Raw genomic sequence first — 26,285 nt, 5'->3', positions numbered from 1 at the left:
CAGTGCACGCGTTCGGGGCAGGGAGGCCAGCGTGACGCGGAAGATGCGGGCGCTTGGGCGGCGGAGCGTGCGCCGGAGATCAACGATGTTCGCTGCGACATACGGGGGCGATATCGGCCGGGTCGGTGGGGTGTTCCGCGTGGCCCGTCGTGCCTGATGCGACACGGTGGTGGCGCGCCTGGGGCAGCCTGGGAGGCAACGTGCCGCAGCCTGATCTGTCACAATGCGGGCACGGAAACGCGGCCCGTAGGCAGCGTGTGCCGCTGTCCAGACCCATGACCAACCAGGTACCGTTGTGAGCCAGATCCCCACCCTCGACATCACCCGCTTCGACAGCGACCGCGAGGCCTTCGTGGCCGAGCTGGGCGCCGCCTACCGCCAGTGGGGCTTCGCCGGCATCCGCAACCATGGCATTCCGCAGGCCGACATCGACGCGGCCTACGACGTCTTCAAGGCCTTTTTCGCGCTTCCGGAAGAGGTCAAGCGCCGTTACCACGTCGCCGGCAGCGGCGGCGCGCGTGGCTATACCCAGTTCGGTGTGGAAACGGCGAAGGGCTCCAGCCACTTCGACCTGAAGGAGTTCTGGCACATCGGGCGCGAGATTCCCGATGATTCCAAATACCGCGAGGTGATGGCGCCGAACCTGTGGCCGAGCGAAGTGCCGGAGTTCCGTGAGCGTGGCTATGCGTTGTACCAGGCGTTGGACCACCTGGGTTCGCGGGTGCTGTCTGCCTTGGCGCTGCACATCGGCCTGCCGCAGGATTTCTTCGCCGACAAGACCAACAACGGCAATTCGATCCTGCGTCCGATCCACTACCCGCCGATCACCACCGACGACATCCCGAACGTGCGCGCGGGCGCGCATGGTGATATCAATTTCATCACGCTGCTGGTCGGCGCAAGTGCCGCTGGCCTGGAAGTGCAGTCGCACGATGGCAAATGGGTGCCGTTCACTTCGGATGCGGACACCATCGTGGTCAACATCGGCGACATGCTGCAGCGCCTGACCAACCACGTGTATCCCTCGACCATCCATCGCGTGGTCAATCCGCCGGGCGAGCTGGCACGCCAGCCGCGTTATTCGGTGCCGTTCTTCCTGCACCCGAACCCGGATTACCTGATCGACGTGCTGCCCTCGTGCATCACCCCGGAAAACCCGAGCCGGTATCCGGAGCCGATCACCGCCCATGGCTTCCTCGAAGAGCGCCTGCGCGAGATCAAGCTGAAGTAGTGCCGGCCGCTGGCCGGCAATCAGGCAACGTCAACGTCAACGTCAACGTCAACGTCAAAAGCTGCAGGGCTGCTTGTTGGCGGGGCGGGGTGGCTGTGCAGGACACGCCGCAAGTACGTCCGTGTAGGCTCGCTTTTCGCATCCATGCGAAAAGACGGTCCTGCACAACCACCCCGCCCCACCTTCGACAGGTCCATGGCGGCCATGGAACCTTCGGTAGCGCCGACCCATGGTCGGCGGACTGTGGGGGAATGGGGTTTTGATGGTTTCCACCGACCATGGGTCGGCGCTACCAGAGCGCCGTAGCGTGTCGGGTGGAGGGAGCCCCTGAGTCAGGGGCGGCCGCGAAGCGGCAGGGTGTGGGTGTTGGTGAGACGGGGCCCGCGGTTTGCGCAGCAAAGCGTGGGAGCGTCAGCGCGAATGCGATGACGTGTCCCCACGCCATGGATGGCGCGAAACGAGGCCCGCAGAGCGGCTCTTGCCGTCCCCCGACCAGCCCCACCGCCCGGCCCCAACCACGTATCCAGCTGTAAGCAGCCACCCGCGAGGGGGTCCCACCCGTCCGCACCGCGCAACAGCCTGTTGCCCATTCGGGGCATCCCAGAATCCACATCGCGTGCGATCCTGCGCCCCTGTCCCCGCCAGCGAGATCGCCCGCATGACCACCATCATCGCCCCCCGCGTGCACGACATCGGCGGGCTGGAAGTACGCCGCGCCGTGCCGTCCCTGCAGGCACGCAGCGTCGGCCCGTTCGTGTTCGTCGACCAGATGGGCCCGGCCCTGCTCACTGCCGGCACCGGCATCGACGTGCGTCCGCATCCGCATATCGGCCTGGCCACGGTAACTTTCCTCTGGGCCGGTGCCATCGGCCACCGCGACAGTCTCGGTTCGGACCAGGTGATCCGCCCCGGCGATGTCAACTGGATGACCGCCGGCCGTGGCATCTCGCATTCCGAACGCACGCCGCCGCCAGAACGCGAACACGGCCATCCCCTGCACGGCATGCAGACCTGGATCGCACTGCCCAGGCAGTACGAGGAAGTTGAACCGGCCTTCCACCACCACAGTGCCGCCACCCTGCCCCAGCAACGCCGCAATGGCGCCTGGCTGCGGGTGATCGCCGGCCGCGCCTATGGCGAAGAATCCCCGGTCAAGGTGTTCGCCGATACGCTCAACGTGGCCATCGACCTGGAACCGGATGCGGAGATCGACATCGACACCGGCCACCGCGAGCGCTCGCTGTACATCCTGGAAGGCCAGGCGCAATTGGACGGTGTGGATGTTCCCGCCCAGCACCTGATCATCCCGGCCGAAGGTGCCCGCGGCCGGCTGCGCGCGAAGACGCCGGTCAAGGCGATGCTGATGGGCGGTGAGCCGCTGGATGCACCGCGCCATCTGTGGTGGAACTTCGTCTCCAGTTCCCAGGAGCGCATAGAGCAGGCCAAGCATGACTGGGATAACGGCCGCTTCGGCACCATCCCCGGCGACGCAACGGAGTTCATTCCACTTCCGGCAAAGTAGGCCTTCATCGAACATTGACATCGCCTTCACCGCCCTGACACGTAAATGGCGGCGTCCCGGCACCGCCGGGGCCCCAATGGAGGCTGCTGCGATGAGCATGGGCAAGCGTCTTGCTGCCGAGTTCCTCGGCACGTTCTGGTTGGTCCTGGGGGGCTGCGGCAGCGCGGTCCTGGCCGCGAACTTCGGCGGCGATGGAAATCCACTCGGCATCGGCTTTCTCGGCGTCGCGCTGGCCTTCGGGCTGACCGTGGTGACCGGGGCGTACGCGTTCGGCCACGTCTCAGGCGCACACTTCAATCCGGCCGTGAGCATCGGGCTGTGGGCCGGTGGCCGCTTCGCCGGCAAGGACCTGGGCCCGTATGTCATCGCCCAGGTGCTGGGCGGATTGCTCGCCGGCTTCATCCTTCTGCAGATCGCCAAGGGCAGCCCGGCTTTCAGCATCACCCCGGGACAGGCCGGTGCTTTCGCCAGCAACGGCTATGGCGCACTCTCGCCCGGCGGCTACAGCGCGGCCGCCGCCTTTCTTTGCGAGGTGGTGCTCACCGCCGCGTTCCTGGTGGTCATCATGGGCGCCACCCATGGCCGCGCGCCCGCAGGATTCGCCCCGCTGGCGATCGGCCTGGCCCTGACCCTGATCCACCTGATCAGCATCCCGGTCACCAATACGTCAGTGAACCCGGCCCGCTCCACGGCCGTGGCGCTGTTCGCCGGCAGCGGGGCCGTCTCCCAGCTGTGGTTGTTCTGGGTCGCTCCGCTGCTGGGTGGGTTGATCGGCGGCATGATCTACAAGTGGCTGGGCAGCGCGCGCGACTGACCCGCTACCGCATCGTCTGCCGTGCAAAGCGCAGGAATTTGGTTGCCGATGAAACCGCGATTTGTGCAGTTGCTCACGTTCCGTTAAGGTCAAGGAACACCCGCCAGCTGGGCTGGCGGGCCGACGCGGCATCCGGGGATGGATGCCAGGTCGCAACGGCGACCACGCAGGCCCGCCGCTGGCGGTGCCGTCGACTTGAACGCCTCTGGGGGAACTGCATGAAAACCGTCTCTGCCGCCATATTGCTGTGCCTGTGCGCCATTGCCATCACCGCTCACGCGCAAAGCGCACCCAAGTGTCCGTCGCTGCCCGCCTCCAGCAACCTGCAATGGCAGGAGCAGGCCACCGGCGATTTCCTGGTGTGCCGCGCCAGCACCAGCGACGGCCGCGAAGTCATGAGCCTGATGCTGACGGGGAATGATCCAGCGCTGCGCTTCCCGCGCGCGCTGCGCCAGGAAAAGGACAGCTTCGCCGGCGAAGAGCTTTACTGGTACTTGCCCGACCTCGGCGGTCAGGAACCCCCGGGCTTCGCCGACCGCCGCGTCAGCGTGGTGAAGATCGACAAGAACCGATACGCACAGCTGGCGCTGTATCCCGGCGACAGCGAAGAGCGCGCCGGCCTGCAGCAGATGATCCGCAGCATGAACCTCAATCCGGCAGCCGTGGCCGCCGGTCGCTGATCATGCGCCCCCTGTCGGCGGGGCCGGCGGATGACCGGCCCTACGCCACGGAAGCCTCAGAAACGGCCTTCCTGGAAGTCCACGAAGGCCTGCATCAGCTCCTGCCGGGTATTCATGACGAACGGGCCGTGCCGCATCACCGGCTCGCGCAGCGGACGACCCGCCACCAGGATCAGCCGCGCACCGCTGCCGCCCGCAGCCAGGTGCAGCGCATTGCCGCCGCCCAGCACCGCCATCTGCTGCGCTGCCACCGCTCGCGCGTCCTCGCCGCTTCCGATCTGCAGCTCGCCCTCGAACACATAGGCGAACACGTTGTGGCCGTCGGGCAGCACGTACTCCCACGCCGCGCCGGCGTCCAGGGTGATGTCCAGATACACCGGATCGGTGGCCGGCTGGATGATCGGGCCGGCGGTGCCGTCGACCTCACCGGCGATGATCTTGACGCTGACGCCGGCCAGCGGCGTGACCTGCGGGATGCGATCCGGGGCGAACTCCTGGTACTTCGGCGCGGTCATCTTGTCGCGCGCCGGCAGGTTCACCCACAGCTGGAAGCCGCGCATGCGGCCACTTTCCTGCTCGGGCATCTCTGAATGCACCAGCCCACGGCCAGCGGTCATCCACTGCACGCTGCCCGGGGTGAGCAGGCCTTCGTTGCCGTGGTTGTCCTTGTGCCGCATGCGCCCGTCGAGCATGTAGGTAACCGTTTCGAATCCGCGGTGCGGGTGGCTGGGGAAGCCGGCCAGATAGTCTTCGGCCTTGTCGGTGCCGAATTCATCCAGCAGCAGGAACGGATCCAGGTCCGGCAGAGCCGATCCGCCGATGACACGGGTAAGGCGTACGCCGGCGCCATCGGACGTAGGCGCGCCTTCGATGATGCGCAGCACGCGGGCCGCGGTCTGGGTGCTCATGGAAACTCCAGCAAAGTGTCTACCTGCAAGATGGCGGCTGTCGCCGGCAGCGCCAAGCCCTCGCGCCGCAACCCATTGTTCCAGCGGTGCCCGCCACGGCCGGGGAGCCGCCGTGACCGCGTTACGACCAAAGTACTAGCTGGGAAACACCCTGTCTGCATTGACCCGGCACTGGGCAAGGCGGACCCTTGTGATGTTCTTAAGGGAGAGTTCACCTCATGAAAGGCTTCTCAAAGCTGGGCTGGGCACTGCTCGCACTGCTCGGCGCATTCTGTCTGGGCACCGTGGCACTGCGCCGCGGTGAACCGATCAACGCCTTGTGGATCGTGGTTGCCGCGGTCTCCATCTACCTGATTGCCTACCGCTTCTACGGCCTGTTCGTAGCCAGCAAGGTGCTGCAGCTGGACCCCACCCGGGCCACGCCGGCGGTGCTCAACAACGATGGCCTGGACTACGTCCCGACCAACAAACACGTCCTGTTCGGCCACCATTTCGCCGCCATCGCCGGCGCCGGCCCGCTGGTCGGCCCGGTGCTGGCCGCGCAGATGGGCTACCTGCCCGGCCTGCTGTGGCTGGTGGTCGGCGTGGTGCTGGCCGGTGCGGTGCAGGACTTCATGATCCTGGTGCTGTCCAGCCGCCGCAACGGCCGTTCGCTGGGCGACCTGGTGCGCGAGGAAATGGGGCCGGTTCCCGGCACCATCGCGCTGTTCGGTGCGTTCCTGATCATGATCATCATCCTGGCCGTACTGGCGATGGTGGTGGTCAAGGCGCTGGCAGAAAGCCCGTGGGGCATGTTCACGGTGATCGCCACGATGCCCATCGCGATCTTCATGGGCGTGTACATGCGCTACATACGTCCCGGCAAGATCGGCGAGATCTCGGTGGTCGGCCTGATCCTGCTGCTCGGCTCGATCTGGTTCGGCGGCATCGTCGCGGCCGATCCGGTCTGGGGCCCGGCCTTCACCTTCACCGCCAAGCAGATCACCTGGATGCTGATCGGCTACGGTTTCATCGCTTCGGTGCTGCCGGTGTGGCTGCTGCTGGCGCCGCGCGACTACCTGTCCACCTTCCTCAAGATCGGCACCATCATCGCGCTGGCGGTCGGCATCCTGATCGTCATGCCCGAACTGAAGATGCCCGCGCTGACCCAGTTCGCCGCCAGTGGCGATGGCCCGGTGTGGAAGGGCGGGATGTTCCCGTTCCTGTTCATCACCATCGCCTGCGGTGCGGTGTCCGGCTTCCACGCCCTGATCGCCTCGGGCACCACGCCCAAGCTGCTGGCCAATGAAGCGCACGCGCGCTACATCGGCTACGGCGGCATGCTGATGGAATCCTTCGTCGCGGTGATGGCACTGGTCGCCGCCTCGATCATCGAGCCCGGCATCTACTTCGCCATGAACAGCCCGGCCTCGGTGATCGGTGCCGATGCGGTATCGGCGGCGCACTACATCACCACCAACTGGGGCTTCACCATCACCCCGGAGCAGCTGGAAGCCACCGCGGTGGCCATCGGCGAGCCGACCATCCTGCATCGCGCAGGTGGCGCGCCGACCCTGGCCGTGGGTATCGCGATGATCCTGCACGAAGCGATCCCCAGTGCCGGCGATGCGATGATGGCGTTCTGGTACCACTTCGCCATCCTGTTCGAAGCGCTGTTCATCCTGACCGCCGTCGATGCCGGTACCCGTGCCGGTCGCTTCATGCTGCAGGACCTGCTGGGCAACTTCATCCCGGCGCTGAAGAAGACCGAATCGTGGACGGCCAACATCCTGGCGACCGCCGGCTGCGTGGCGCTGTGGGGATACCTGCTGTACTCCGGCGTGGTCGATCCCTTCGGCGGCATCCAGACCCTGTGGCCGCTGTTCGGCATCTCCAACCAGATGCTGGCCGGTATCGCACTGATGCTGGGCACCGTGGTGCTGTTCAAGATGAAGCGCGACCGCTACGCCTGGGTCACCGCCGTGCCTGCCGTGTGGCTGCTGATCTGCACCACCTACGCCGGGCTGATCAAGATCTTCGACAGCAACCCGGCGCAGGGCTTCCTGGCCCAGGCGCACAAGTACCAGGACGCCATCGCCAGCGGCACCCTCACCGCCCCGGCCAAGACCGTCGGGCAGATGCAGCAGATCGTGGTCAACGCCTACGTCAATACGAGCCTGACCGTGCTGTTCCTGCTGGTGGTGCTCTCGATCCTGTTCTATTCGCTGAAGACCATCGCGGCCGCACGCCGCACGCCGCAGCGCACGGACAAGGAAACCGAGTACGTGAAGCTGCTGCCGCACCAGATGGCGGACCTGTGATGAGTACCGAACTGGTACCTGTCGGCCAGCACCAGGCCCATCGCCGTATCTGGCGGCGACTGGTGCAGACCGCGCGTCTGTGCTGCGGCATCCCGGACTACGACAACTACGTCCGGCACGTGCTGGAAAATCATCCGGACCGCACGCCGATGGACTACAAGACGTTCTTCCGCGAGCGGCAGGAAGCGCGTTATGGCGGCAGGAACGGCGGACGCTGCTGCTGAGTCAAACTGAAAACGGCGGGGCTTCGGCCCCGCCGTTTTTTCATGCCCCGGCCATCCATTTCAGGATCAGGCCGGTGACGTACGCAAGCCCGGTGCCGGTGGCATAACCCACCGTCCCCAGCAGCACGCCCACCGGTGCCAGCGAAGGATGGAATGCGGCAGCCACCACCGGTGCCGATGCCGCCGCGCCGATGTTGCCCATCGAACCAACGCCGAAGAAGAACAGCGGCGCGCGCAGCAACTTGGCCACGATCCACAGCACCAGCACATGGGTGGCCATCCAGATCAGGCCCAGCACGAACAACCACGGACGATCCAGCAGCGACAGCAGGTCCATCTGCATGCCGATGCAGGCAATCAGGAAATACAGGAACACCGTGCCCAGCCGCGAGGCACCGGCAGATTCCAGCCGGCGCGCACGGGTGAAGCTCAGGGCCAGGCCCAGCGCCGTGGACAGCAGCACCACCCAGACGAACGGGCTGTCCAGGCTGAACTGGCTGGACCAGGCCACGTTGGCCCTGAACCAGCCCGCCAGCGGCGTGGCGATGGCATGCGCCAACCCCACCCCGCCCAGCGCCACGCCGACGATCACCATCAGGTCGGTCAGGCTGGGAATGCGCGCGTTCTGCGCCTCGTAGGCACTGATGCGCGCCTTCATTTCATCGATGGCGCGGGTGTCGGCGCCGTTGCGCGCATCGATCTGCTGCGAGCGGTTGGCCAGGAACAGCAGGATCGCCATCCACAGGCTGGCGCAGGCCACGTCCACCACCGCGAACTGGCCGAAGGTGGTGGCATCGGTGCCGAAGATCTCGCGCATCGCCACCATGTTGGCGCCGCCGCCGATCCAGCTCCCCGCCAGCGCGGCCATGCCCGCCCAGGTATCACCGGCCACCGTCTCCGGATGGATCAGCTTCATCACCTGGAAGGAGACAATCGCACCCAGCATGATGCCGGCCGTGCCGGCGCAGAACACCACCAACAGCTTCGGACCCAGCTTGGCGATGCCCTTGAGGTCGATGGACAGCGTCAGCAACACCAGCGCCGCAGGCAGCAGTACATCGCGCGCGACCGGGTTGTACAGCGCGGTGCCATGGCCATCGATCAGTCCGACGGTGTTGTAGATGGCCGGGATGAAATAGCACAGCAGCAAGGCGGGCACCCACGCGAAGATTTTCTTCAGCAGTGGCGTGGGGCCACTGGCTGCCCAGAAAATGAGCGCAAGGGTGGCGGCGATGAGCCCCAGGCCGACGATGTCGCTGGAGATCAGGGCGGTAGCAGGTTCGGTCGGCATGCAGTCCTCTGTCGATCGAAAAGTGACGGGCGAAAAAAATGCCGCAGGAGGCGGCACCCGCTGAGCTTACCATCGGCCCTGCAGCGAGAGTAGCGGACCGGGGTGCCGGCCCTGGCCGGCAGTCACTGCAGGCGCGAGGCACTCACATCCAGCGTGGCCAGGGTGCCGCGCGGCTTCACCGGTTCGAACCGCAGCGTCCAGCCCAGGTGTTCGCACAGGCGTGCGACCAGCTCCAGGCCGATGCCGCCGTGTTCGTTGCGCAGCCCGCGCGCCATCCGCGCGTGGATCGCGGCGATCTCCTCCGGGCTCATGCCATGCCCGGGATCGCGCAGGGTCAGCACGCCATGCGATGAAAGCTCCAGCTGGATGTTGCCACGCCCACTGTTTTCGATGGCGTTGCGCAGCAGGTTGCCGATCGCCGCCTGCACTACCGCAAGCGGTGCCACCAGGTCCACCGGCGCAGCCTGCAGGCTCACGGTCAGGTCCTTGTCGCCCAGCAGGTGGCGATGGTCCTCGATGATCTGCGGCAGCAACGGGGCCAACGCGATGCGTTCGGCACGCGCGGCCAGCCGCGCCGGATCGCGCGCCAACACCAGCAGCAGTTCGATCAGTGCCTCCATGTCTCCTGCGGTGCGTTGCACGCGCAGTATCTGCTGGCGCGCACGCTCGGGCAGGCCGGGCTGTTCCAGCGCCAGCTCGGCTGCCCCGGTGATCACCGCCACCGGCGTACGCAGCTCATGGCTTGCGGTGCTGATGAACACCCGTTCGCGCTCGACGAACTGCTCGTTGCGCGCCAGGTAATCGTTGAGGGAATCGGCAATGGTGTGCAGCTCGGCGCTTCCACGCGTATCCACGACGATGCGCTGCCCCGGCGCCCCCGGCTTCAGCGCGGCGATATCGCCGGCCAGCAGGCTCAAGGGGCGTACCACCCGCTGCATGCCCAGGCGCGCCATGATCACCGTGACGATCACCATCACCAGCCCGGCCAGCAGCACCCAACGCGTGGCGAACTGCTCCAGCGCTTCGAAGTCGGAGATATCCAAGGCCAGTGCCACCCGGCCCATGGTGTCGGTCTGCCGCACCATCACCGCCGCCTTGCGCTCGCCGATCGGGATGCCGTCATGCAGCCCGGGGTGCAGGCCGCGCAGCGTTGCCGGGGTCCCCGGCTGATCCAGACGGAACAGGCTGAGCGTGTCTGAATCCTGCCAGCGATAGTCCGGATCGCTTTTGCTGTGCAGGATGATGCTGTCCAGCTCGGAGTTCAGCAGCGCGCGCCACGCCGCGTGTTCGGCATGTTCATGCACGTTGTTGCCCACGCCGAACACCGCCAGCGAAATCAGCGCAAGGTAGGTCAGCAGCCAGCCCAACACGCGCCGATACAGGGGGGCGGGCCTAGAGGCCATCGATGGCCTCTGCTTCCTGCACGGCCAAGCGATAGCCGACCCGCGGCAGGGTATGCACCAGCTTGCGCGCGAACGGTCCGTCCACGCTGCGGCGCAGTTCGTAGACGTGGGATCTGAGCAGGTCGCCATCCGGGGGTTCATCGCCCCACAATGCGAACTCCAGCTGCTGCCGCGTCACGGCGGCGGGACTGGCACGCATCAGCACTTCCAGCAGCTTGCGGCAGGCCGGATACAGGCGCAGCGCCTGGCCTGCGCGCTGGGCTTCCAACGTGGCCAGGTCCAGCACCAGGTCGGCCACCTGCAGGCGTCTGCGTGGGTTGCGCCCCTGCGCGCGCAACACCAGCGCGTCCAGCCGGACTTCCAGCTCGGGCAATGCGAAGGGCTTGGTCAGGTAGTCATCGGCGCCGGCGCGGAAGCCGGCGATCTTGTCCGGCAGTTCATCGCGGGCCGTCAGCATGATCACCGGCACTTCCGAGGCGTGTTCGGCGCGCAGGCGACGCAGTACTTCAGGGCCCTCCATGCGCGGCAGCATCCAGTCCAGGATCAGCGCGTCGTAGACCTGCGTGGTGGCCAGGTGCAATCCGGTGATGCCGTCCGGCGCTACGTCCAGCACATGCCCGCGCGACTCGAAGTAGTCGAACAGGTTGGCGACCAGTTGCCGATTGTCCTCGATCACCAGCAGACGCATGCGCGTATCCCTCCCGTAGTTCCCTGCATGGTAGCGCCGCCGATGTCGGAATCCCGTGCCCCCGCGCTTCCGACGAATTTCCCACGCGCCCGGGTGGATAGTCCGGCTTTACCCGGACGCTCCCCCTTTGTCGCTGTCTTCCTTCCCTTGCGGGCGCTGGCGCCTGCCCCTGCTCTGGCTGCGCAGACAGAACTGGGCCTGCTGGCCTGGCGGGAGCAGAACCTGCTGCAGGCGGATCGGAAGGTACGCGAGTTCGGCTTGAAGCGCCCGTGGGACCTGCAGTGGCGTGATGCGGGCCGCTGGCCTGCTGCTGCACCGCAGGCACGCTGGCTGCTGGTGCAGGATGCGGCGATGAGCCCCTGCGTGGATACCGCGCAGGTCATCGACATCGGCATGTCCAACCGCAACCGGTGGCGACTGGTGCCGGGAACCGCATGGTCCAGCGGCTGTCATGCGGCGATGATCGGCGCCAGCAACGCCGAAGAATGATCGAAAGCGCCACGCATTCGCGCTTTAACCAAAGGCGAACGGGGCTCCGATTTTTCTCCGACAGCATGCTCCCTAGCATGGCCGAGGATCCTCAGATGGCCTCGACCATGCACCGCACCGCTGTTCCCGGATATTCGCTCCTACGCGTTCGGCAGATCGCAGGCAGCGGATTCACTGCAGGCCATCTTTGGTTGCCCTTGATCGCCGCATCCCTGCTTTTCAGCGTGCTGGTGCTGGTCGGCGACCAATGGATCGCCGACCGCATTTTCGCGATGGAAGGCCACCAATGGCTGCTGCGCGAGGCGTGGATGACCAGCACGCTGATGCACAAGGGTGGCAAGTGGCTCAGCGCCGCCGCTACGCTCATGGTGCTGGTGCTGTGTCTGTACCAGTGGCGCCAGGGCAAGGATCGCCGCCTGCGCTGGGCCCTGTTGCATCTGGTACTGGCCATCGCGCTGGGCACCGGCGCGGTATCTCTGCTGAAATCACTGACCCACATGGACTGCCCTTGGGACCTCGTGCGTTACGGAGGCGAGCGCCCGTTCGTCGGCCTCCTGCAGGCCCGCCCCGCCGTCCTGCCCGCCGCGGCCTGCTTTCCCGCCGGCCAGGCCAGCGCGGGCTATGCGTGGGTCAGCCTGTACTTCTTCGCGCTGCTGTGGCGCCCGGCCTGGCGCTGGCGCGGGCTGGCCGTCGGCCTGCTCGCCGGCATCGCGCTGGGGTTTGCCCAGCAGCTCCGCGGCGCACATTTCATGTCGCACGACCTCGCCACCCTGACCGTCTGCTGGCTGCTTTCGCTTGGCCTTTATGCACTCATCCGCGGCTACCTGCAGCGCCCGGCCTCTCGCCCGGTGGGCGCGCGCGCATGAATGCCAATGTCGCACGCACACTGCGCCTGCCTGCCATGGCTTGGCTGCAACGGCGGCCCCGGCTCTCCAGCGAAGCGCTGATCGCGCTGGCCAGTCTGTTTTTCGCCATCGCCGGCAATAGGCTGTTCTGGACCAGCGCGATGGCCACCCATCCCGGCAGCCTCCGCTATGCGCTGTCGCTGCTGCTCCTGCTGCTGGGCACGCATGCCTTCCTGCTTGGCCTGCTGGTCTGGCGCTGGAATGCCAAGGTGGTGGTCAGCGCGCTGCTGATGCTGACGATGCTGGCTTCCCACTACATGGGCCTTTACCACATCTACCTGGACGCGGACATGCTGCGCAACGTGCTGGCCACTGACCGCCGCGAAAGCAGCGAACTGCTGACCGCCTCGCTGGCCGGTCCGTTGCTGCTGGGGCTGGTGCCCACGCTCGCGGTCTGGCGCCTGCAGCTCACCGAACGGCGCTGGACCGACGCGCTGTCGTGGCGGGCGGGATTCCTGCTGCTGGCGGCCTGCGTTGCCTTGGGCGGCGCACTGCTGTCGTTCCAGGAGATTTCCGCCTTGATGCGCAGCCAGCGCGAAGTGCGCTACCTGGCGACCCCGGCCAACGTCCTGCTGGGATTGCCCCGTGCGCTGCGCGGCGACAACCCGGTGCAGCGCGCGCCCAAACTGCCGATTGGTACCGATGCCCAGGTCCTGGCACGTGCGTCGGGCAGCAGGCCGCGACTGCTGCTGGTCGTCCTCGGCGAAACCGCGCGTGCGCAGAACTGGGGCCTGAATGGCGGCGCGCGCCAGACCACCCCGGAGCTGGCGCAGAAGCCGGTGATCAATTTCCCCGACATGCATTCCTGCGGCACAAGCACCGAGGTGTCGGTGCCCTGCATGTTCTCGCCCTGGGGGCGCGGCGACTATGACGAGAAGAAGATCCGTGCGCACCAATCGCTGCTGCATGTGCTGGACCACGCCGGCATCGGGGTACTGTGGCGCGACAACCAGTCCGGCTGCAAAGGCGTCTGCGAAGGGCTGCCGTTGCAGTCACTGGCTGATGCAACCACGCCGGGGCTCTGCGCCAACGGGCGCTGCCTGGACGAGATCCTGCTGCAGGACCTTCCCCAACAGGCGCGCGCGAAACCCGGTGACCGGGTCATCGTGCTGCATCAGCTGGGCAACCACGGCCCTGCCTACTTCGAGCGCCATCCCCCGCGGTTCCGCCGCTTCACCCCCACCTGCGATACCGTCGACCTGGGACGTTGCACCCGCGAACAGATCGCCAACAGCTACGACAATGCGCTGCTGTACACCGACCACGTGCTTGCCCAGGCCATTGGTACGCTGCAGGGAATGGAAGACTACGACACGGCGATGATCTACGTGTCCGACCACGGGGAATCGCTGGGCGAGAAAGGTCTGTTCCTGCATGGGATTCCATACGCAATCGCCCCGGAAGAGCAGACCCATGTCCCGATGACGATGTGGTTCTCGCCTTCGTTCGCGCGCAACCGCGGGCTGGACCTGCAGTGCGTGCGCCAGCGCGCTGGCCAGTACACCGACCACGATGCGCTGTTTTCGTCTGTGCTCGGATTGATGCAGGTACGTACGGCCCTGTACGCGGCGCAGCGGGACCTGTTTGCCGCTTGCGAGGGGTGATCATCGGCAGGCGCCTCCGGCGCCCCCGACCTCTGCCCCTTGCGGCAGCGGGCCCGGCCCACTAGCCTTCAGCGGTCGTTCACCGCCCAAGGACCACCCGTGAAACACCGTCATCTCCTGCTGGCTTCGGCAATCGCCGCCGCCACGCTGTCGCTGGTCGCCTGCAAGAAGGAGCCCTCCCCGGGCACCGGACCGGCAACCGCAACCGCGCCGGCCGGCGAAACCGCCGACCAGTTCGTGGCCCGCATCAATGCCGAATACAAGGCCGCGTACCCGGAGATGACCTCGGCGCAGTGGTTGTCCTCGACCTATATCAACAGTGATTCCGAGCGCGTGGCGGCCAAGGCCAACGAGCGCTCCTTGACCCAGCTCAACAGCTGGATCGAACAGGCAGCGAAGTTCGAAGGTCAGCCGATGTCCGATGACAGCAAGCGGGCCCTGCAGCTGCTCAAGCTGATGTCGTCGATGCCCGCCCCACGCGACCCGGCAAAGCTGGCGCAACTGACCCAGATCGCCACCCGCATGGAAGGCAGTTATGGCGCCGGCAAGTACTGCACCGATGCCAACGATCCGAATTCCTGCCGCCAGCTGGGCGACCTGGAGCAGGTGCTGTCCAGCAGCCGCGACTACGACCAGCAGCTGGATGCGTGGCAGGGCTGGCACGGCACCACCAAGAACATGCGTGGCGACTACCAGCAGTTCGTCGGCCTGGTGAACGAAGGCGCCAAGGGCCTGGGCTTCGCCGATGCCGGACAGATGTGGCGCAGTGGTTATGACATGCCGCCAGAGCAGATCGGACCGGAAACCGACCGCCTGTGGGAACAGGTCAAGCCGATGTACGAGCAGCTGCACTGCTACGCACGCGGCAAGCTGGATGCCACTTACGGCAAGGACAAGGCCGAAGTGGGCAATGGCCTGATCGCTGCCCACCTGACCGGCAACATGTGGCAGCAGGACTGGTCCAACCTGTGGGACCAGCTGCAGCCGTACCCGGGCGCCGGCAGCCTGGACATCACCGCTGCGCTGGAAAAGCAGTATCAGGGCAACCTCAGCGGCGCGCTGGCCAAGGCCGGCAGCAATGCCAACGTGGAAGGCCTGTACAAGGCGCAGCGTGAAGCCGAACTGCGCACCGCGCGGCAGATGACCGAACGCGCGCAGGACTTCTACGTGTCGCTGGGCATGCCGGCGCTGCCGAAGTCGTACTGGGAAAACACCCAGTTCATCAAGCCGCAGGACCGCGACGTGGTCTGCCATGCCAGCGCCTGGGACATGAACATGGACGGCGATGTGCGCACCAAGATGTGCATCAAGCCGAACGAAGAGAACTTCACCACGATCTACCACGAGCTGGGCCACATCTATTACGACCTGGCCTACAACCCGCTGCCGCCGCTGTTCCAGGGCGGTGCCAACGATGGCTTCCATGAAGCGATCGGCGACACGATCGTGCTGGCGATGACGCCGAAGTACCTCAATTCCATCGGTCTGGTCGACAAGCCCGAAGAGAGCCGCGAAGCGGTGATCAACAACCAGATGCGGATGGCACTGTCCGGCGTGGCCTTCCTGCCGTTCGGCCTGATGATCGACCGCTGGCGCTGGGGCGTGTTCGATGGCTCGATCACTCCGGACAACTACAACAAGGCCTGGTGGGACCTGAAGGCGCGTTACCAGGGCGTTGCCCCGCCGACCACCCGTGGCGAGGAGTTCTTCGATCCGGGCGCCAAGTACCACGTGCCGGGCAACACGCCGTACACCCGTTACTTCCTGGCGCGCATCCTGCAGTTCCAGTTCTACAAGGGCCTGTGCGATGCATCCGGCTACAAGGGTCCGCTGCACGAGTGCAGCTTCTACGGCAACAAGGAGGCCGGGCAGAAGTTCTGGTCGATGCTGAGCAAGGGCGCCAGCCAGCCGTGGCAGGCCACGCTGAAGGAACTCACCGGCGGTGACAAGCTCGATGCCGGCCCGATGATCGAGTACTTCACCCCGGTCAATGCCTGGCTGAAGGAACAGAACCAAGGGCAGGTCTGCGGTTGGCAGGCCAGCGCCGCGGCACCTGCGGCACCGGCCGCGCCTGCACAGCGCTGACCCTGCGGTGGCGCCGGGCACGGCTCGGCGCTACCCTCCTGATGCCGGTAGTGACGGCCGCTGGCCGTCACTACCTGCCGCTGCGCTCGCCGAGCATGGCTCGGCGCTACCTCCGGACTCCATGCAACGCCTGATCAGTTGGCCTTGCCGGCCGCCATCTTCGCGGCAAGCGCGTCCTTGAACTCATCGAAACTGAGCCCCTGTGCATTGGCCTCGGCCTGCGCGGCGTCGCGCAGCGCGTCCGAGTACACCAGACGCACCGGCGTGCCCTTGCGTTCGTGCAGCTCACCGGCCTGCATGATCAAGGCCAGCACCTGGGCGGCACTCTCACTCTGGCCGGCGATGCGGCCATCCATGCCCAGCACCCATTCGCCATCGCGCCGCACGATGCCGGCCAGCAGCGTGCGCTGCTGGTCGCGCAGTTCGGCGTGCGGCTCGACCGGCGAGGCGTTCGCGGCTTCGCGGTTGGCGGCCTGGGTTTCGCGGCGCCGGCGGATGTCACGGCGCAGTTTGGAGGTGGTCGACATCAGGGGCTTACGGTCAATCGGGCCGGCAAGGATACCGCACGCCACGCGCGGACCTGCTTCACGGCGGCCCCTCGCCCGTGGCCACCCGCAGCGCCTGCTCAGCGCGCTCGCGCCGGTGTTCCCGATACCAGAACACGAAGCCCACCGCGAAGAAGGCCGCCTGGCCCAGCGCCAGCTGCAGCGGCGAATGGCTGAGCAGCGGCGACACCAGCCCGGCCACCAGAGTGCTGACCATCAGCTGCAGGAAGGCCTGCAATGACGAGGCCAGCCCGCGCTGGTGCGGATACATGTCCAGCACCGCCAGCGCCAGGATCGGGAAGATCAGCGCCATGCCCAGGCCACCGATGAAGATCGGCAGCACCGCCCACGGCAGCGCCAGCTGCGGGGCCATGGCAACGTAGCCGGTGTTCAGCACGGCCGAAACCGCACAGCAGATGAAGCCGATGCTGACCTGGCGCGTCGGCGTGGTACGGCCGGCCATGCGCCCGGACAGGAACGAACCGGCCGTCATGCCGCCGATGGTCGGGATGAACAGCCAGGCGAATCCGCCTTCGCCCAACCGCAGGTGCTGCATCACGAACATCGGCGCGGAGGCGATGTAGAGGAAGATGCCACCGAAGTTGATGCTGCCGGCCAGCGCCAACCGCATGAAGCGCGGGTTCGAGCCGATGCGCAGGTAGTCGCGCACCAGCCCGCGCGGCGACAGCGGCGTGCGCGCGTCGATCGGGTGGGTTTCCGGCAGGAAGCGCGCGGTAGCCACCAGCAGCAGCAGCGAGAACACCACCAGGAACCAGAAGATCAGCGGCCAGCCGGCACCGCTGAGCAGGATCCAGCCGCCGATGATCGGCGCGATGGCCGGCGCGATGCCGAAGATCATCGACACCTGGCTCATCAACCGCTGCGCATCGTGGCCGTGGTACAGGTCGCGGATCACCGCGCGGCCTACGATCATGCCGACGCCGGCCGACAGGCCCTGCAGCGCGCGGAACATCAGCAGCGTGGTCAGGTCGGTGGACAGCGCGCAGCCGACCGAGGCGCCCACGAACACCACCAGCCCGCCGAGGATCACCCTCTTGCGCCCCCAGGCATCGGAAAGGGGGCCGTGGGCCAGGCTCATCAGCCCATAGAACAGCAGGTAGACGCTGACGGTCTGCTGCACCGCTACTTCATCCACCCCGAGCCGCTGCGCCAACTGCGGAAATGCCGGGAAAATGGTGTCGATGGAGAACGGGCCGAACATCGCCAGGCCTGCAAGCAGCAGGGCCAGACGGCGGGTCGAAGGCGAGGCGGCAGTCATGGGAGCGTCCGGAGGATCCGCGCAGGCCATGCGCGGCGGGCGCCCGGTCCGGCCCAGGCAGGACAGGAAAGCGGCGCCGGATGAATACGAGAATGGCGCCATGATAGGCCGTTGTCCGGCCCATTACCATGCGATCCGCGCCGAATCCGTCCGGTGGGTCGCACCGCATTCAGCCGTGTGTATCGGCCCGCCGCGCCCCCGGCTTCCACGCGGGCCGCTATAATCGACGGGCAACAAGGTGGGAGAAGCAGGACACCGCTGCCGAAGGCGCAAACGCCCGTAATCGCTCAGGCCCGTGACCACCCGCATCAAAACTCTGGAGAGACCGGTTCGATCCGGCGCCGAAGGGGCACGAAGCCGCGCACACGCGCGCTTCCAAACTCTCAGGCAAAAGGACAGAGGGGCGCCCCGCAGGCTGCTGATCGGCAGCCTGCCCACGTGCGTGCCCTTTCCCGACGGATCCTTCGCCATGTCCCAGAACACCCCTTCGTTGCGCGAGCTTGAACACCACAACGCGTTCGTCGAGCGCCACATCGGCCCCAACGATGCGGAGATCGCGCAGATGCTGAGCGTGGTCGGCCATGCCTCGCTGGATGCGCTGACCGACGCCATCGTGCCAGCCCGGATCAAGTCGCCGGCGCCGCTGGCGCTGCCCGAATCGATCACCGAAGTGCAGGCACTGGCCAAGATCCGCGCCATCGCCGACCAGAACACCGTGCTGCGCAGCTTCATCGGACAGGGCTACTACGGCACCCACACGCCGAACGTCATCCTGCGCAACATCCTGGAAAATCCGGCGTGGTACACCGCCTACACCCCCTACCAGGCCGAGATTTCCCAGGGCCGCATGGAAGCGCTGATCAACTTCCAGACCCTGTGCGCGGACCTGACCGGCATGGAAATCGCCAACGCCTCGCTGCTGGACGAAGCCACTGCGGCGGCCGAAGCGATGACCCTGGCCAAGCGTTCGGCCAAGTCGAAGTCGGACACCTTCTTCGTGCATGACGCGGTGCATCCGCAGACGCTGGAACTGCTGCGCACCCGCGCCGAACCGCTGGGCATCGTGCTGCGCGTGGGTACCCCGGCCGAAGCGCTGGAAGCGGAGGCCTTCGGCCTGCTGCTGCAGTATCCGGACACCTTCGGCCAGGTGGCCGACCACAAAGCGCTGGTCGATGCCGTGCACGCCCGCGGCGGCCTGGTCGCGGTGGCGACCGATCTGCTCGCATTGACCCTGCTGGCCGCCCCCGGCGAATGGGGCGCGGACATCGTGGTCGGCAACAGCCAGCGCTTCGGCGTGCCGTTCGGCTTTGGTGGCCCGCATGCCGCCTTCATGGCCTGCCGCGATGCCTACAAGCGCTCGATGCCGGGCCGCCTGATCGGGGTCTCCATCGATGCACAGGGCAACCCCGCCTACCGCCTCACCCTGCAGACCCGCGAGCAGCACATCCGCCGCGAGAAGGCCACCTCCAACATCTGTACCGCCCAGGTGCTGCTGGCGGTGATGGCCTCGATGTATGCGGTGTACCACGGCCCGGACGGGCTGACCCGCATTGCACGCCGCACCCACCGCCTGGCCGCGATCCTGGCCGCTGCGCTGCGCAGCAACGGCGTGGCCGTCGGCAGCGACTTCTTCGATACGCTGCATGTCACCGGCATCGACGCCGCGGCCATCCACGGCGCCGCGCGCGCGGCCGGCTACAACCTGCGTGCCATCGACAGCAGCTCGGTCAGCATCAGCCTGGACGAGACCGCCACCCGCGAAGATGTGATCGCGCTGGCCGCGGTGTTCGGCGCACAGGCCGACGTGGATACGCTGGACAGCAGCACTGCCGACGCCATCCCTGCCGCCCTGGTCCGCCGCAGCGGATTCCTGACCCACCCGGTGTTCAACACCCACCACAGCGAGCACGAACTGCTGCGCTACCTGCGTTCGCTGGCCGACAAGGACCTGGCGATGGACCGCACGATGATCCCGCTGGGTTCGTGCACCATGAAGCTCAACGCCACCGCCGAAATGATCCCGGTGACCTGGCCGGAGTTCGGCAACATCCATCCGCTGGTGCCGGCCGACCAGGCCGTGGGCTACAAGGCGCTGATCGAAGGCCTGGAAGCGATGCTGGTGGAATGCACCGGCTACGACGCGGTCAGCCTGCAGCCCAATTCCGGCGCGCAGGGCGAATACGCCGGCCTGCTGGCAATCCGCGCGTATCACCGTTCGCGCGGCGATGACCATCGCGATATCTGCCTGATCCCGGATTCGGCGCACGGCACCAACCCGGCGTCGGCGCAGATGTGCGGCATGAAGGTCGTGGTCACCAAGACCGATGCAAACGGCAACGTCGATGTCGACGACATCCGCCGCAATGCGGAAAAGTACAGCGACCGCCTCGCCGCGCTGATGGTCACCTACCCGTCCACGCACGGCGTGTTCGAGGAAGAGATCGTGGAGATCTGCGAGATCATCCACCAGCACGGCGGCCAGGTGTACACCGATGGCGCCAACATGAACGCACTGGTCGGCGTGGCCAAGCCCGGCAAATGGGGCTCGGACGTGTCGCACCTGAACCTCCACAAGACCTTCTGCATCCCGCACGGCGGCGGTGGTCCCGGCGTGGGTCCCTGCGCGGTGAAGTCGCACCTGGCCCCGTTCCTGCCACGCGTGCTCGGTGGCGAAGGTGATGTCGGCATGGTCTCGGCGGCATCCTTCGGCAGCGCCTCGATCCTGCCGATCAGCTGGATGTACATCACGCTGATGGGCAGCGAAGGCCTGCGCAAGGCGACCCAGGTCGCCCTGCTCAACGCCAACTACATTGCCACCCGCCTGGCCCCGCACTTCAAGACCCTGTACACCGGCCGCAACGGGCTGGTGGCACATGAGTGCATCCTGGACGTGCGCCCGCTGGAAAAGACCAGCGGCATCGGCGCCGAGGACATCGCCAAGCGACTGATCGATTTCGGCTTCCACGCGCCGACGCTGAGTTTCCCGGTCGCCGGCACGTTGATGGTGGAGCCGACCGAAAGCGAATCCCAGCACGAGCTGGATCGCTTCATCGACGCGATGATCCAGATCCGCGAAGAGATCGCCGCGATCGAAGATGGCCGCCTGGAGCGTGAGGACAATCCGCTGAAGAACGCACCGCACACGGCCACCGCAGTAACCGCAAGCGAGTGGACCCACGCCTACCCGCGCGAACTGGCGGCGTTCCCGCTGGCCAGCCTGAAGCAGTCCAAGTACTGGCCGCCCGTGGCCCGGGTGGACAACGTGTACGGCGACAAGAACGTGATGTGCGCCTGCATCCCGGTCGATGCGTACAAGGATGACGAAGTCGACGCCTGATCGGCCTCCCGGGGCATCCACGGTCAGCCACAAGGCCCGCGCAAGCGGGCCTTGTGCGTCATGGGCAGTCGTTCGCCATCGCCATCATGCAGAACGACGACAAACAGGCGCGCAGGCCCCTGACGGGTGCGCACCTGCTTCCCTGATGGGTCTGATGCGGCGGTAGCGGGACGATGCTGGCACGTTCCGGCGCGACAGCCCGGAACGGCCCCGCATCAATCGGGGGCACGTCCGCTTCCTGCAGCGCAGGAAGCCTCTCCTCACCAGTGGAGACATTCCATGAAACGCATCAGAACATTGCCCGCCATCGTCCTGCTCGCCGGGTTCCTTGCCGCGCCGGCCGCCCTTGCGCAGAACAACGCCGAACAGCGCGGCATCATCGACTGCGGCATTCAATATGCAACCTGCATGATCACCCAGAACATCTTCACGTGTTCAGCGGAATTCGCTCTGTGCATGCTGGGCGGTGGCGGTGGCAGCGGCTCAGCCGCCATGGACCGCCGTGACTGACGGCGTCCCAGGCGTAGCGGTACGGATCGCTACGCCTTCATGGCCGCTCAGCCTGCGCTGCTGCGAAGTCGCCGCGCGGTGGCGCTGCAGCCGGCAATGAACAAGGTCAGCACCACCATCGACAGGAACTGCAGGCGGGTCTGGTCGCCGTACAGCAGCAGCGCGAAGATCAGCGCCAGGATGCCCAGCGCCAAGGCCGTCAACCAGGGGAAGGCGGCCATGCGGAACGGCAGCGACACACCGGCGCGGTCCGCCCGCCGACGCAGCACGAGCTGCGACAGCAGCGACAACGTCCACACCAGCAGGCAGGTGGAACCGACGATGTTCAGCAGCACCGGCAGCACCCTGTCCGGAAACAGCAGCTCCATCACCGTGGCGGCAAAGCCGAACAGGACGCTTGCCAGCACCGCCAGCACCGGTACCTGGCGACGGTCGGCCCATCCCAGCATGGATGGCGCTTCATGGCGCTGTGCCAGCGAGAAGATCATCCGCGACGCCCCGTACAGATTGGCATTGAGCGCCGATAGCAGGGCGATCACCGCAACCAGCGTGATGGCCGTCCCGGCGCCAGGGATATTGGCCGCTTCCAGCACGGCGGCGAACGGCGACTTCAATGCCTCGCTGGTCCACGGCACCACCGCGATGATGACGCTCAGCGAGCCGATGTAGAACACCAGGATGCGCCATGCCACGGTGCGGATCGCGCGCGCGATGCTGCGCTCGGGATCCTCGGTTTCGGCCGCGGCGACCGCCACGATCTCGGTGCCGCCAAAGGCGAAGATCACCACCAGCAGCGCCGCGCCCACGCCGGCGAGCCCGGTCGGGGCAAAGCCGCCATTGCCGGTGAAGTTGGACAGGCCCGGTGAGGTCGCATCCGGCAACCAGCCCAGCAGAAGCGCCGCACCGATGGCGATGAAGCCAAGGATCGCGGCCACCTTGAGGATCGCGAACCAGAACTCGAACTCACCGAAATTCTTCACCCCCAGCAGGTTGATGGCGGTGAAGAACAGCATGAACGCCAACGCCGCCATCGGCACCGACAGCCCGGTCCATACGGTAGCCAGCAGGCCGGCCGCGCCCACCGCTTCGGCGGCGATCACGATCACCAGCTGCACCCACCACAGCCACCCGACGGTGGCACCGGCGGTCGGCCCCAGGGCGTCGGCGGCATACACCGAAAAGGCGCCGCTGGTGGGCTTGTTGGCCGCCATTTCGCCCAGCGCGTTCATCACGATGATCACCAGCGCACCGGCCACCAGGTAGGACAGCAGCACGGCCGGGCCGGCCAACTGCACGCCGACACCGGAGCCGAGGAACAAGCCGGCGCCGATGGCACTGCCCAGCCCCATCATGATCAGCTGGCGGGGCTTGAGCGCATGCCCAAGGCGGGTGGTTGAAGCAGGAGCGGCAGACGTCGGGTTGGCGGGCATCGAAGGACACTGTGTGCGGCAACAAGGCCGTCACATTACCTTGTCCAGCGCGCCGGTGGGATAGGCCGGATGGGCTGCGGGCTCAGCCGCCGGCCAGTTCGGTGATGCGGGCCCGGTAGGCGCGCGGGGAAACCCCCGCCTCCGCCTTGAACTTGCGGGTGAACGCGCTCTGGTCGCTGAAGCCGCAGGCCTGGCCGATGCTGGCAATGCTGTCGTTGCCATGCAGCAGATGCATGGCCATCTGGATCCGCAACCGGGTAAGCACCTGCTGTGGGGTCATCTGGAACACTTTGCGAAAGCTGCGCTCCAGCTTGGACAGCGAGAACCCGGTGATGTCCAGCAGGGTCTGCATGCGCACGTTTTCGGCGTAATGCGCATTGAGGTGCGCCAGCGCCAGCCGCAGGTGCTCGTACTGCGCGCCCAGGCTGTGCTTCTGGCCGAGATCGCGGGAAATGCCGATCAGCCCCTTGATCTCTCCCTCAACGACGAGCGGACGCTTGCAGGTCAGGCACCAGCCCGGTTCGCGGTTGGCGAACAGGTGCAGTTCCATCAGGTTTTCGATCACCGCCCCGCCGATCACCCGCGCATCCTGGTCGGCGTAGTCCGCGCTCAGTCCGGTCGGATAGATCTCCGCCGCGGTGCGGCCGATGACCTCCTTGCGCGATTTCAACCCGAGCCGGCGCAGCATGGTCTGGTTGATGTGGGTGTAACGCCCCTCGCAGTCCTTCATGAAGAACAGCACGTCCGGGATGGCGTCGAACAGGGCTTCGATGTCGGCAGGTTCAACACGCATGGACACAGCATAGCCGACCGCCGTTTTCCCTGCGCACTCACCTGGCCGGGACCCGGGGTTAACACCTGTGCCTCCACAGTCAATGGGAGCACCCCGCCAATCCCCCAGGAGATCCCTCGATGGCCGCCAGCAAGCCCACCGGCAAGCGCGCACCCGCCCAGCCCACGTCGTCGTCATCACCGCCCAGCGAAGCGCTGGAGCAGCGCGGCCAGGGCGATGAACTGCACCAGCTGGCCGGTGGCTCCCACCCGGTCCTCACCAGCAACCAGGGCATTCCGGTTTCCGACAACCAGAACTCACTGCGTGCAGGGCCGCGTGGCCCCAGCCTGCTGGAAGACTTCCTGCTGCGCGAGAAGATCACCCACTTCGACCACGAACGGATCCCGGAACGCATCGTGCATGCGCGCGGCAGCGCTGCCCATGGCTACTTCGAGCTGACCCGTTCGCTGGGCAAGTTCACCCGCGCGAAGGTGCTGACCGAAGTCGGCGTCAAGACGCCGGTGTTCACGCGTTTTTCCACCGTGGCCGGCGGCGCGGGCTCGGTGGACACCCCGCGCGACGTGCGCGGATTCGCGGTGAAGCTGTATACCCCTGAAGGCAACTGGGACCTGGTCGGAAACAACATCCCGGTATTCTTCATCCAGGATGCGCTGAAGTTCCCCGACCTGATCCACGCAGTGAAGATGGAGCCGGACCGTGCCTTCCCGCAGGCCGCCAGCGCCCATGACACGTTCTGGGATTTCGTGTCCCTGATGCCTGAATCCATGCACATGATCATGTGGGCGATGAGTGATCGCACCATTCCGCGGTCGCTGCGGATGATCGAAGGCTTCGGCATCCACAGCTTCCGCCTGCTCGACGAGGCCGGAAACTCCACGTTCGTGAAATTCCACTGGCGGCCCAAGCTGGGCCTGCAGTCGACCGTCTGGGACGAAGCCCTGAAACTGCAGGGTGCCGACAATGATTTCCAGCGCCGCGACCTGTTCGAGGCGATCCAGCGTGGCGACTTCCCCGAATGGGAACTGGCCGTGCAGCTGTTCACCGAAGAAGAGGCCGAGCAGTTCCCGTTCGACCACCTGGACCCGACCAAGATCGTCCCCGAATCGCTGGTGCCGCTGCAGGTGATCGGCAGGATGGTGCTGGATCGCTGGCCGGACAACTTCTTCGCCGAAACCGAACAGGTGGCGTACTGCCCGGCCAACGTGCCGCCCGGCATTGATTTCAGCAACGATCCGCTGCTGCAGGGGCGCTTGTTCTCTTATCTGGACACCCAGCTGATCCGCCTGGGCGGGCCGAATTTCCACCAGATTCCGGTCAATGCACCGAAGTGCCCGTTCGCCAACCACCAGCGCGATGGCCACATGCAGATGCAGGTGCCCAAGGGCCGGGTGGCCTATGACCCCAGTTCGCTGGAAGCGGACACGCCGCGAGAGACGCCGGGCGGTTTCCGCAGCCATGCCACCGCCGATGACGGGCGCAAGGGCCGCACCCGCGCCGAGAGTTTTGCTGACCACTTCAGCCAGGCGCGGATGTTCTTCCGCAGCCTGGAGAAGCCGGAACAGGCGCACCTGGCGTCCGCGCTGGTGTTCGAGCTGTCCAAGGTGGAAACCGCAGCGGTGCGCGAGCGCACTGTCAGCCAGCTGCGCAACATCGATGACAGCCTGGCCCAGCGCGTGGCCGATGGCCTGGGCATGGACGAACTGCCCGCACCTGCCCCGGCTGCGGTTCCCGCGCAGGACCTGCCCAACGCCCCGGAAGTGCGCACCATCGGGCGCGGCAAGGACACCCTGCAGGGCCGGTGCATCGGCATCCTGTTCGACGAAGGATCCGATGCCGGCGCCATCGCCGCGTTGCGCGATGCGGCGCAGAAGGCGGGCGCGGATGTGAAGCTGGTGGCGCCCAAGCTGGGCGGCGGTGTGCTGAGCGACGGCAAGCGCCAGGCCGCCGATGGCCAACTCGCCGGTACGCCGTCGGTGGTATTCGATGCGGTCGCGGTGGTGCTGAGTGCGGAGGCCGGCAAGGCGCTGTCCAAGGAGTCCGCCGCCATTGATTTCGTCAGCAACGCCTGGGCGCACCTGAAGGCCATCGGCCACGACGAGGGCGCCAAGGCGCTGCTCAAAGCCGCTGGCGTCGGCAGTGATCCGGGCATCGTGCAGGCGTCCGATGCCAAGGGGTTCATTGCGGCCGCCGCAACCCGCCAGTGGGCACGCGAACCGAAACTGCGCCTGCTGGCCTGATCCCCTGAGA

The 26,285-nt window shown here is 66.5% G+C and carries 20 protein-coding genes, 1 pseudogene and 1 riboswitch; of the genes and pseudogenes, 13 read left to right on the top strand and 8 right to left on the bottom strand.

All coding sequences use genetic code 11. The features are described from left to right. Window positions 1–295 precede the first annotated feature (295 nt). The 4 genes from SOM47_RS06440 (at window position 296) to SOM47_RS06425 (ending at window position 4,247) form a co-directional block, all read left to right on the top strand. Window positions 296–1,231, top strand: coding sequence for an isopenicillin N synthase family dioxygenase (locus SOM47_RS06440; protein ID WP_101100725.1), 936 nt, complete (start codon window positions 296–298; stop codon window positions 1,229–1,231). A 658-nt stretch (window positions 1,232–1,889) separates the two neighbouring features. After that, window positions 1,890–2,753 carry a pirin family protein gene (locus SOM47_RS06435; protein WP_320505112.1) on the top strand — a complete coding sequence of 288 codons (864 nt, stop codon included), beginning with the start codon at window positions 1,890–1,892 and terminating at the stop codon, window positions 2,751–2,753. A 91-nt stretch (window positions 2,754–2,844) separates the two neighbouring features. Further along, window positions 2,845–3,567, top strand: a complete 723-nt coding sequence (gene aqpZ / locus SOM47_RS06430) for an aquaporin Z (protein WP_320505111.1) — start codon at window positions 2,845–2,847, stop codon at window positions 3,565–3,567. Window positions 3,568–3,785: 218 nt separating this feature from the next. Next, entirely contained in the window at window positions 3,786–4,247 is a 462-nt protein-coding gene (locus tag SOM47_RS06425) for a hypothetical protein (RefSeq protein WP_042614549.1), read from the top strand. 56 nt (window positions 4,248–4,303) lie between these two features. On the opposite strand, the gene SOM47_RS06420 is transcribed toward SOM47_RS06425, so the two are convergent. Further along, window positions 4,304–5,155 (bottom strand): pirin family protein, encoded by an 852-nt coding sequence (locus SOM47_RS06420; protein WP_320505110.1) that lies wholly within the window; start codon window positions 5,153–5,155, stop codon window positions 4,304–4,306. A 218-nt stretch (window positions 5,156–5,373) separates the two neighbouring features. Between SOM47_RS06420 and SOM47_RS06415 the strand changes: the two genes are divergently transcribed. Then, complete coding sequence (locus tag SOM47_RS06415) at window positions 5,374–7,455, top strand: carbon starvation CstA family protein (protein ID WP_320505109.1); 2,082 nt, start codon at window positions 5,374–5,376, stop codon at window positions 7,453–7,455. Continuing rightward, complete coding sequence (locus SOM47_RS06410; RefSeq protein WP_057509146.1) at window positions 7,455–7,679, top strand: YbdD/YjiX family protein; 225 nt, start codon at window positions 7,455–7,457, stop codon at window positions 7,677–7,679. The genes SOM47_RS06415 and SOM47_RS06410 overlap by 1 nt, the downstream gene beginning before the upstream one ends. A 40-nt stretch (window positions 7,680–7,719) precedes the next feature. Here SOM47_RS06410 and SOM47_RS06405 read toward each other — a convergent pair whose 3' ends face one another. The 3 genes from SOM47_RS06405 to SOM47_RS06395 all read right to left on the bottom strand — a co-directional run bounded on the left by SOM47_RS06405 (window position 7,720) and on the right by SOM47_RS06395 (window position 11,061). Next, window positions 7,720–8,970 (bottom strand): DUF819 family protein, encoded by a 1,251-nt coding sequence (locus SOM47_RS06405; protein WP_320505108.1) that lies wholly within the window; start codon window positions 8,968–8,970, stop codon window positions 7,720–7,722. A 122-nt stretch (window positions 8,971–9,092) separates the two neighbouring features. Then, complete coding sequence (locus SOM47_RS06400) at window positions 9,093–10,373, bottom strand: sensor histidine kinase (RefSeq protein ID WP_320505107.1); 1,281 nt, start codon at window positions 10,371–10,373, stop codon at window positions 9,093–9,095. Continuing rightward, window positions 10,363–11,061 carry a response regulator transcription factor gene (locus SOM47_RS06395; RefSeq protein ID WP_320505106.1) on the bottom strand — a complete coding sequence of 233 codons (699 nt, stop codon included), beginning with the start codon at window positions 11,059–11,061 and terminating at the stop codon, window positions 10,363–10,365. Before SOM47_RS06395 ends, SOM47_RS06400 begins: the two co-directional genes overlap by 11 nt. A 174-nt stretch (window positions 11,062–11,235) precedes the next feature. On the opposite strand from SOM47_RS06395, the pseudogene SOM47_RS06390 reads away from it, so the two are divergent. The 4 genes and pseudogenes from SOM47_RS06390 to SOM47_RS06375 all read left to right on the top strand — a co-directional run. After that, window positions 11,236–11,550, top strand: a pseudogene (locus tag SOM47_RS06390) (hypothetical protein); the annotation flags it as partial. Between the two features lie 107 nt (window positions 11,551–11,657). Beyond that, window positions 11,658–12,416, top strand: coding sequence for a phosphatase PAP2 family protein (locus SOM47_RS06385; protein WP_414715780.1), 759 nt, complete (start codon window positions 11,658–11,660; stop codon window positions 12,414–12,416). Further along, on the top strand, window positions 12,413–14,059 hold the full coding sequence (locus tag SOM47_RS06380; protein ID WP_320505104.1) for a phosphoethanolamine transferase: 1,647 nt from the start codon (window positions 12,413–12,415) through the stop codon (window positions 14,057–14,059). Before SOM47_RS06385 ends, SOM47_RS06380 begins: the two co-directional genes overlap by 4 nt. Window positions 14,060–14,158: 99 nt before the next feature. Continuing rightward, window positions 14,159–16,144, top strand: coding sequence for a M2 family metallopeptidase (locus SOM47_RS06375; protein ID WP_042613527.1), 1,986 nt, complete (start codon window positions 14,159–14,161; stop codon window positions 16,142–16,144). Window positions 16,145–16,278: 134 nt separating this feature from the next. On the opposite strand, the gene SOM47_RS06370 is transcribed toward SOM47_RS06375, so the two are convergent. Both SOM47_RS06370 and SOM47_RS06365 read right to left on the bottom strand, forming a co-directional pair. Next, window positions 16,279–16,671: a hypothetical protein gene (locus tag SOM47_RS06370; protein ID WP_042613526.1), complete on the bottom strand. Its 393-nt coding sequence runs from the start codon at window positions 16,669–16,671 to the stop codon at window positions 16,279–16,281. 58 nt (window positions 16,672–16,729) lie between these two features. Then, on the bottom strand, window positions 16,730–17,968 hold the full coding sequence (locus SOM47_RS06365) for a multidrug effflux MFS transporter (RefSeq protein WP_320505103.1): 1,239 nt from the start codon (window positions 17,966–17,968) through the stop codon (window positions 16,730–16,732). Between the two features lie 306 nt (window positions 17,969–18,274). Further along, window positions 18,275–18,377: riboswitch (glycine riboswitch) on the top strand. A 60-nt stretch (window positions 18,378–18,437) separates the two neighbouring features. Between SOM47_RS06365 and gcvP the strand changes: the two genes are divergently transcribed. Both gcvP and SOM47_RS06355 read left to right on the top strand, forming a co-directional pair. Next, window positions 18,438–21,305: an aminomethyl-transferring glycine dehydrogenase gene (gene gcvP / locus SOM47_RS06360; protein WP_320505102.1), complete on the top strand. Its 2,868-nt coding sequence runs from the start codon at window positions 18,438–18,440 to the stop codon at window positions 21,303–21,305. Between the two features lie 279 nt (window positions 21,306–21,584). Next, a complete protein-coding gene (locus SOM47_RS06355) occupies window positions 21,585–21,815 on the top strand; it encodes a hypothetical protein (protein WP_152620625.1) in 231 nt (76 codons plus the stop codon). 47 nt (window positions 21,816–21,862) lie between these two features. Here SOM47_RS06355 and SOM47_RS06350 read toward each other — a convergent pair whose 3' ends face one another. Together SOM47_RS06350 and SOM47_RS06345 are read right to left on the bottom strand one after the other, a co-directional pair. Then, window positions 21,863–23,245 (bottom strand): amino acid permease, encoded by a 1,383-nt coding sequence (locus SOM47_RS06350; RefSeq protein WP_320505101.1) that lies wholly within the window; start codon window positions 23,243–23,245, stop codon window positions 21,863–21,865. 82 nt (window positions 23,246–23,327) lie between these two features. After that, window positions 23,328–24,038, bottom strand: coding sequence for an AraC family transcriptional regulator (locus tag SOM47_RS06345; protein WP_042613521.1), 711 nt, complete (start codon window positions 24,036–24,038; stop codon window positions 23,328–23,330). Window positions 24,039–24,157: 119 nt separating this feature from the next. Here SOM47_RS06345 and SOM47_RS06340 point away from each other — a divergent pair, with 119 nt between their 5' ends. Continuing rightward, window positions 24,158–26,275 carry a catalase gene (locus SOM47_RS06340; protein ID WP_320505100.1) on the top strand — a complete coding sequence of 706 codons (2,118 nt, stop codon included), beginning with the start codon at window positions 24,158–24,160 and terminating at the stop codon, window positions 26,273–26,275. The last annotated feature ends 10 nt before the right edge of the window (window positions 26,276–26,285 follow it).

Origin of the sequence: Stenotrophomonas sp. CFBP8980, from assembly GCF_034046095.1 — a bacterium.
In the GTDB taxonomy this organism is placed as follows: Bacteria; Pseudomonadota; Gammaproteobacteria; order Xanthomonadales; family Xanthomonadaceae; genus Stenotrophomonas; species Stenotrophomonas lacuserhaii.
Note: the sequence above shows the minus strand (reverse complement) of the source record. Positions and strands in the feature narration are given on the sequence as shown.